The following is a 1,730-nucleotide window of genomic DNA, read 5'->3' on the forward strand; positions in this document are numbered from 1 at the left end:
GCGCAGCAGCGCCAAGATCGGCGCGGGCAAGTTCAGGCCGCTACGACCGCTGCAACCGGCTTAGCGTGCTTTATTTTCCGTTTTCTGAGGCGACCCCATCTATGCGCTGCACGAATTCTCCGAGGCCGGCGCATTGCCGTTTGTCGATAATCGATACTGGCATGACATGACAGAACCGTACGGTCCCAACGGGATCTACGGTGCCTGGCTGAGCTACAGCCTGGTGCTTGCGCCGTTGGCCTTCCTTGGCTTTGCGTGGCTGTCAGGCCGAAGAGGTTCGGGGCCGCCCGAAAAAGTCTGAGCCGTGCGAGGTGCGGATAGCGCGAAGGCTGCCCGCTGCAGGCTGCGTCGACTGGTAGACGAAATCGCGGAGGGGCCACCGGACGCAGCCCGGTGGGCACGTGCGGGACGAAAGAAATCGCGGCAACCTGCCGGGCGTGAAGCGCGGAGAGGCGATCATGTGGATCGTGGTCATCAGCGGCCATGATCGCTGCCCGACCCTTGGCCTGCCACTTGCGGCGTGTCACGCTGAGCGACAAAGATCAGCGCAATGGTGACCGCGCAAAAAGCCGCACCTGCATAGAACGTGAAGGCTGCTCCGAGCCGGTCCCAAAGCAAGCCGGCCAACGCGCTGGCAATGAGAAGCGCCAGCCCGCTCGCCAGATTAAAGAAGCCGAACGCCGTGCCTCGCAGATCTTCGGGCGCGGTGTCGGCTACCATGGTGGCAAGCAGTCCCTGGGTCATGCCCATATGCAGCCCCCATAGCGCCACGCCGGCCAGCATTACCGCCCAGTACGCGCCTATCGCCAGCACGAGGTCGGCGAGAATAAGGGCCACCAGACCCCATGCCAACAGCGTGGTATGAGGCAGACTATCGGACAGCTTGCCAAAGGGATAGGCCGACAGGGAATACACCACGTTCATCGCGACCAGCACGAGGGGCGCCAAGTACAGAGGCAAACCGACCTGTTGGGCGCGCAGCACCAGAAACGCCTCGCTGAACCGAGCCAGCATGAACAGCGCCCCAATCGCGACCACTTGCCAGTACGATCGTCCAAGACGAACAAGGTTTGCCCACTTGATGGGGTTGGTTCGCTTGGCGTCGACATGGGTGTGGGGCTCTCGCACCCCGAGCATCAGCAGCAAGACTGAGAGGATGCCTGGGATGACTGCCACCCAGAAGACGGCCCTGAAATTATTCGCCCACAGATACATCAGGCCGATAGCACTCAGCGGCCCGAGAAAGGCTCCCACGGTGTCCAGCGATTGTCTTAGGCCGAAGGCGGCGCCCCGGAGGTGCGGCGGTGCGATGTCCGCGACCAGCGCATCGCGAGGGGCGCCGCGAATGCCCTTGCCGATTCGGTCCGTGAGACGCGCCGCCAGTACGGTTCCCACGCCGGGCGCCAGTGCGAAGAATGGCTTGGACACCGCGCCAAGCGCATAGCCCAGTACCGCGAGCCATTTGCGCTTGCCGAGGTAGTCGCTGAACGCCCCCGAGAAGACCTTTACCATCAGGGCGGTCGCCTCGGCGAAGCCTTCAATGAGTCCAACGTCGAAGGCGCTGGCGCCAAGCGCCGTCACCATAAAGATGGGGAGCAGGCTATGTATGATCTCCGACGAAAGATCCATCAGCAGGCTGACAAAGCCCAACATCCAGATCGCAGGCGGGATCTGGCATAACGTGGTGCGATGGGATGCGGTCACGGCGATTTCTATGAGGCAAGGTTGAC

1 protein-coding gene is annotated in these 1,730 nt (G+C 62.5%); it reads right to left on the reverse strand.

The window, feature by feature from the left end:
- Positions 1-474: 474 nt before the first annotated feature.
- Complete coding sequence (locus RN01_RS32385) at positions 475-1,653, reverse strand: MFS transporter (RefSeq protein ID WP_035832055.1); 1,179 nt, start codon at positions 1,651-1,653, stop codon at positions 475-477.
- Between the last annotated feature and the right edge of the window lie 77 nt (positions 1,654-1,730).

This window comes from Cupriavidus sp. SHE, from assembly GCF_000812445.1.
In the GTDB taxonomy this organism is placed as follows: domain Bacteria; phylum Pseudomonadota; class Gammaproteobacteria; order Burkholderiales; family Burkholderiaceae; genus Cupriavidus; species Cupriavidus metallidurans.